We start from the raw sequence: 5997 nt of genomic DNA on the forward strand, positions 1-5997 counted from the left end.
GCCGTAGGGCTTGTCTATGGCCAGAATGCGACCTTCCAGAAAGGCTTCTTTGATGAGTTCCAATGGAGTCTCATTTTTGACGGCTTAAATCCATAAGGCTGCCGCAATGGCTATACAACCGACGATGACACAATATACGGCAAAAAAGGTAAGCCTGCTGTTGCGAACCAGGCGGATCATCCACGTACAGGCCAGGAGGCCAGCGATAAAGGCCGCAAAAAAACCGGCTGTGAGCGAACCAAAATTATCTGCCTGAACATTGAGATCCCCACTTAGGACATCTTTGGCTATTTTACCAAGGATTAATGGGACGACCATTAAAAAAGAAAAACGTGCAGCCTTTTGTTTGTCAACTCCCAGCAATACGGAAGTCGCTATGGTTGCCCCGCTTCGGGAAATTCCCGGGAGCATGGCTACAGCCTGTGCGAGCCCGATGACAAAGGAATTTCCATAGGTCACATTTTTATGGGTGGTTTTGGCCCGATCGGCCAAAAAGAGCAAGAGCGCCGTAATGAGCAACATGCTTCCGACCAGCAAAATGTTACCGCTAAAGAGTTTTTCCAGTTCCTCTTCAAAAAACAACCCGACCAATGCAGCGGGAATCATGGAAAGGATAATTCTAACCGAAAAACGAAAAGCTTCATTGTCTTTGAATTCCAAGAGCCCCCTGAGGATCTCCCAAACGTCTTTCCGATAAACCACAAGGGTACTTAAGGCCGTTGCAAAGTGCAAAACTACTGTAAAAAGCAGGCTTTCTTCAGGGATGGAAGTGTCCCCCAGCAAGACCTTTCCCAGTTCCAGGTGCCCGCTTGAAGAGACCGGCAGGAATTCAGTGAGTCCCTGTATAATACCGAGAATAATGGCGTCGATCAGATCCAATTATTCGGATTTCTTCTTATTGGGATTGAAGAGAATCGCAAAAACCTGGATCCCAAGGCCGATAAGCACCAGGGTAGGGGCCAGACGAATGCGCCGGAAATTGAAAATGGCTTCGCTGAATACTTCCGGGTCTTCGGTCCCCCCGCCTGCCATAAGAATGTAGCCAAGGGCGATAAGGGCAAGGCCGACAAACATCATCAGGTAATTTTTTCGCTGAAAAATAAACTCCTGGGTTTTTTTCTGCGGTTTCTGCCGATTCTTTTTCTTGCTCATGCTGCAAATTTAATAATATAAATCATCTGTGCGCAGATTCAGAAAACGCTGGGTAGCAAAATACGTACTGGCCAGTGAGATCAGGACTCCTGCCGCAAAAACCCCGGCAAAGACCAACCCGAGTTGGACCATATCCTGTAATAGTCCCAACTGGGGAAAATTCTGATTCAGATAGAATAGCATCCCAGCCAGACCTAACAGGGCCAGAATCGCCCCTATCATTCCGAGCTTGATATTGGTCCAGATAAAGGGTTTTCGGATAAATGATTTTGTAGCTCCGACCATTTGCATCGTCTTGATAATAAAACGCTTGGAGTAGATAGAAAGACGGATGGAGCTGTTTATAAGCAATACAGCGATAAGGGTAAAGAGGGCTGAAGCGATAAGAATACCAAGACCGAGGCGTTTGACATTCCGGGTAAGCAAATCCAGGGTAGGACGGTCAAAACTCACCTCTTCGACAAAACTTTGGCTGGCAATACTCTGTGCGATCGAGTCCACCTGGGCGGTGTTTACAAAATCCGCATTGAGGTTGATGTCGATGGAATTCTTGAGCGGATTGTATCCGAGAAATTCCAGAAAATCCTCTCCAATCTCGGCGCTGTGTTCTTCCGCGGCCTCATCTTTCGAGACGAAAACAGCAGATTTGGTATATTCAGAAAGGACCAGGCTTTTCTGCAGCTGGCCTATTTCCACTTCTTTGGCAGAGTCTTTAAGGAAAACCGAAACAGTGATTTCCTCTTTAAAGTGATCTGCAAGTTTTTTCGTGTTGAGTACCAATAAACCCAGGACACCCAATAAAAAAAGGACCAGAGCAATGCTCAGGATAACTGAAAAATAGGAAGAGATCAGTTTACGCCTTTGGTAGCGTTCAAATGATTTGCTCATAGCGATACTAAGGATATGTAAAAATAGGAAAGTAAATGGATTCCACTTATTTTTACCCGGAATTAACCTATGGGGCATCCCCCCTCACTTTTCACCCGTAAAATGCAGTACGATTTCAGGCAGATAGAAGCCAAATGGCAGCAATACTGGTCAGAACATAAGACTTTCAGGGCCGAATACCCATCGGAGAAGCCCAAATACTACGTCCTCGATATGTTTCCCTACCCTTCCGGGGCAGGACTTCATGTGGGGCATCCGCTGGGATATATTGCCAGTGATATTTACGCCCGCTTCAAGCGGCATCAGTGCTATAATGTGCTGCATCCCATGGGGTATGATTCTTTTGGACTTCCGGCAGAACAGTATGCCATTCAGACCGGACAGCATCCCTCCATAACCACTGAAGCCAATATTGGCAGGTATCGGGAACAGCTGGACCAGCTTGGCTTCTCGTATGATTGGGAGCGTGAGGTGCGAACGTCAGATCCCGCGTATTACCGATGGACGCAGTGGATTTTTATGCAGCTCTTTAATTCCTGGTACAATAAAAAATCGGATAAGGCGGAGCCAGTTGAAACCCTGGTCAAAGCCTTTGAAGCTGGAGGGAATCTTGGGATAGATGCGGCCTGCGACGAGGACACTCCCTTTTTTTCAGCTGAAGACTGGAAGTCGTTTTCCAGAGTCGCCCGGGAACGTATTTTACTGAAATACAGGCTGACATTCCTGGCAGATACCGAGGTAAACTGGTGTCCTGAACTGGGAACCGTCCTGGCCAATGATGAAATTGTCAACGGGGTTTCCGAGCGGGGCGGATACCCGGTGATACGTAAAAAAATGACACAGTGGAGTATGCGGATAACGGCCTACGCTCAGCGCTTACTAGACGGCCTTGCATCGGTGGACTGGCCCCGGCCACTTGTGGACTCCCAACAAAACTGGATTGGGCGCTCTGTAGGCGCTTCGGTAGTATTTCATACAATACCCGATGGAAGCCTGACCGAGTCTTTTCCCATTGAGGTTTTTACCACCCGGCCAGACACGATTTTTGGGGTGAGCTTTATGACGCTCGCCCCGGAACACGAGCTCGTTCCCAAAATTACAACCCCGGAACAAATGCAGGCGGTTAGCGACTATATAGAGGCAACCGCACGCCGCTCGGAACGGGAGCGTATGGCCGATGTGAAATCCATATCCGGGGTCTTTACGGGAGCTTACGCCATGCATCCGTTTACCGGGGAATCTGTACCGATCTGGATTGGGGACTACGTACTTGGCGGATATGGTACCGGGGCGGTAATGTCTGTTCCGTGTGGGGATCAACGGGATTTTGATTTCGCAAAACATTTTGACATTCCCATTCCCAATATATTTGAGGGTGTCTCCGTGGCGGAGGAAGCTTTTGAAGAAAAAGACGGTGCCGTTATTGCCAACTCGGGTTTTATAAGTGGTTTGCCTGTAAAGGAAGCCAGTCGGAAGGTTATTGAGGCCCTTGAAGCAAAAGGACAGGGAGCCGGCAAGGTCAATTACCGCCTGCGCGATGCGGTCTTTAGCAGGCAGCGGTATTGGGGCGAGCCCTTCCCCGTGTACTACGATGCGGAGGGATTACCTCAATTACTCCCCGGGCACTGCCTTCCCCTGACCCTCCCGGAGGTGGAGAAATACCTCCCGACGGAGACCGGGGAGCCGCCTCTGGGTAATGCCACACACTGGGCCTGGGATATCCGTGCGGAAGAAGTAGTGGCCAATGAGGATATCGACCACAAAACGGTTTTTCCATTGGAATTGAACACCATGCCCGGGTGGGCGGGCAGTTCTCAGTACTTTAATCGGTATATGGATCCGCAAAACTACCAGGCGCTGGTCTCTGATGAGGCGATTTCGTACTGGCAGGACGTAGATCTGTATATAGGTGGAAGTGAGCATGCCACAGGCCACCTTTTGTATTCCCGATTCTGGCAGAAATTTATGTTCGACAGGGGTTGGGTGCCCCGGGATGAGTTTGCTTCAAAACTCATCAACCAGGGAATGATCCTGGGAACCAGTGCTATCGTTTACCGAAAAAGCGGGACTCAGCAATATCTGAGTAAAGGCCTTGTCGGAGATACTCCGGTGGAAGAAATCCGTGTCGATGTCAATTTGGTGAATGCCTCGGATGAATTGGATGTCGAAAAGCTGCGGGAATGGCAGCCTCAGTTCAAAGGGGCTGAGTTCCTCCTCGAGAAGGATGTATATATCGTGGGGAGAGAGGTGGAAAAAATGTCAAAACGCTGGTACAATGTCGTAAACCCGGATCTGATTTGCGAGGAGTACGGAGCCGATTCACTGAGGATGTACGAAATGTTCCTGGGGCCACTGGAGCAGTCCAAACCATGGAATACAGCTGGGCTTAGTGGTGTTCACGGGTTTTTGAAAAAGCTGTGGAAGCTCTATCATCAAGGGCCTGATCGTGGATTTGAAGTATTGGACAAAACCCCTTCGGCTCAAAATTTAAAGAGCCTGCACAAAACCATTAAAAAGGTAACTGAGGACATTGAAGCGTTTTCATTCAATACTTCGGTCTCTACATTTATGATTTGTGTAAATGAACTCACCGCCCAGGAATGCCGGGAACGCGAAATACTCGAGCCTCTTGCCGTCCTGGTTGCCCCATATGCGCCTCATATTGCTGAAGAACTCTGGGAAAAACTGGGCCATACCCATAGTATCGTTGAGGCCCCATACCCCGTACACCAGGAAAGGTATCTGATAGAAAGTACCAAGGAGTATCCTGTTTCTTTTAATGGAAAAATGCGCTTCAAACTCCCCCTTTCCCTGGAACTCGACAGGGAAGCGATTGAGGCAGCTGTCTTAAGCCATGAGCAAACCCTTCACTATCTCGAAGGGCGGGAACCCCGGAAAGTTATTGTCGTGCCCGGTAAAATTGTAAATATTGTAGTCTGATCTGTACGGGTATATTTTCGTCTGGTGATCCCCACCGGAGTCCAAAACATCCTTCATAATTAGAATAATTGAGGATACCCCCTATTTTTTAGGGGGTGTAATGTAAATAAATGGATAAATTTGGCAGGAAACCCCCTCCGTACGTCGATTTATTCCTGAAAATATAAATTTTTGATACATCTTTACCTCAATTAAAAAAACACGATATGATCATTGGGATCCCTAAAGAAATCAAGAATAACGAAAGCCGGGTGGGTATGACCCCCGCGGGAGTACTCGAACTCAATCATAAAGGACACGAAATCCTCATTCAATCGGGCGCTGGCGTAGGCAGCGGATTTACCGATGCCGACTATGCAAAAGTTGGGGCTGAAATTCTCGATACCATCAATGAGGTTTACGAGAGAAGTGAGATGATCGTCAAGGTCAAGGAACCTATTGAAGCGGAATATCCGCTGGTTCGTAAGGGTCAGATCGTATTCACCTATTTTCACTTTGCGTCCAGTGAAACGCTTACCCGGGCGATGATCGATTCGGGTGCTATATGCATTGCCTATGAAACTGTAGAAGATGAAGAGGGGACGCTTCCCCTGTTGACGCCGATGTCTGAAGTTGCAGGCCGTATGGCGATCCAACAAGGAGCCAAATACCTGGAGAAGCCCGTAAAGGGCAGGGGTGTCCTGCTCGGCGGTGTACCCGGGGTCCCTCCTGGGCGCGTTTTGGTCCTTGGGGCCGGAGTAGTGGGTATTCAGGCAGCCAAAATGGCCGCTGGCCTTGGGGCCCATGTAACGATGCTCGACGTCAACATGAAGCGATTGCGCTATGTCAATGATGTCATGCCACCACATGTGGTGACCGAATTTTCAAATGAATACAATATCCGTAAGCACATAAAATCTCATGACCTGATTGTGGGTGGGGTTTTGATTAAAGGAGCCAAGGCGCCCAAGCTCATTACGCGGGACATGCTGAAATCCATGACTCCAGGCACCGTGATTGTAGATGTAGCCGTAGACC

General features: G+C 48.6%; 5 protein-coding genes. 2 read left to right on the plus strand and 3 right to left on the minus strand.

Annotation, left to right across the window (positions count from 1 at the left end):
- Window positions 1-84: 84 nt before the first annotated feature.
- The 3 genes from WBV75_RS05320 to WBV75_RS05330 are packed head-to-tail and all read right to left on the minus strand — an operon-like array spanning window position 85 to window position 2040.
- On the minus strand, window positions 85-879 hold the full coding sequence (locus tag WBV75_RS05320; RefSeq protein ID WP_424119608.1) for an undecaprenyl-diphosphate phosphatase: 795 nt from the start codon (window positions 877-879) through the stop codon (window positions 85-87).
- Window positions 880-1152 (minus strand): DUF3098 domain-containing protein, encoded by a 273-nt coding sequence (locus WBV75_RS05325; RefSeq protein ID WP_424119609.1) that lies wholly within the window; start codon window positions 1150-1152, stop codon window positions 880-882.
- A 9-nt stretch (window positions 1153-1161) separates the two neighbouring features.
- Window positions 1162-2040 (minus strand): cell division protein FtsX, encoded by an 879-nt coding sequence (locus WBV75_RS05330; RefSeq protein WP_424119610.1) that lies wholly within the window; start codon window positions 2038-2040, stop codon window positions 1162-1164.
- A 102-nt stretch (window positions 2041-2142) separates the two neighbouring features.
- Between WBV75_RS05330 and leuS the strand changes: the two genes are divergently transcribed.
- Window positions 2143-4980 (plus strand): leucine--tRNA ligase, encoded by a 2838-nt coding sequence (gene leuS, locus WBV75_RS05335; protein WP_424119612.1) that lies wholly within the window; start codon window positions 2143-2145, stop codon window positions 4978-4980.
- A 206-nt stretch (window positions 4981-5186) separates the two neighbouring features.
- Window positions 5187-5997 (plus strand): alanine dehydrogenase (locus tag WBV75_RS05340; RefSeq protein WP_424119611.1); only part of this gene is annotated, 811 nt, incomplete at its 3' end.

The organism is Robiginitalea sp. (genome assembly GCF_049588695.1).
Taxonomy (GTDB): domain Bacteria; phylum Bacteroidota; class Bacteroidia; order Flavobacteriales; family Flavobacteriaceae; genus Robiginitalea.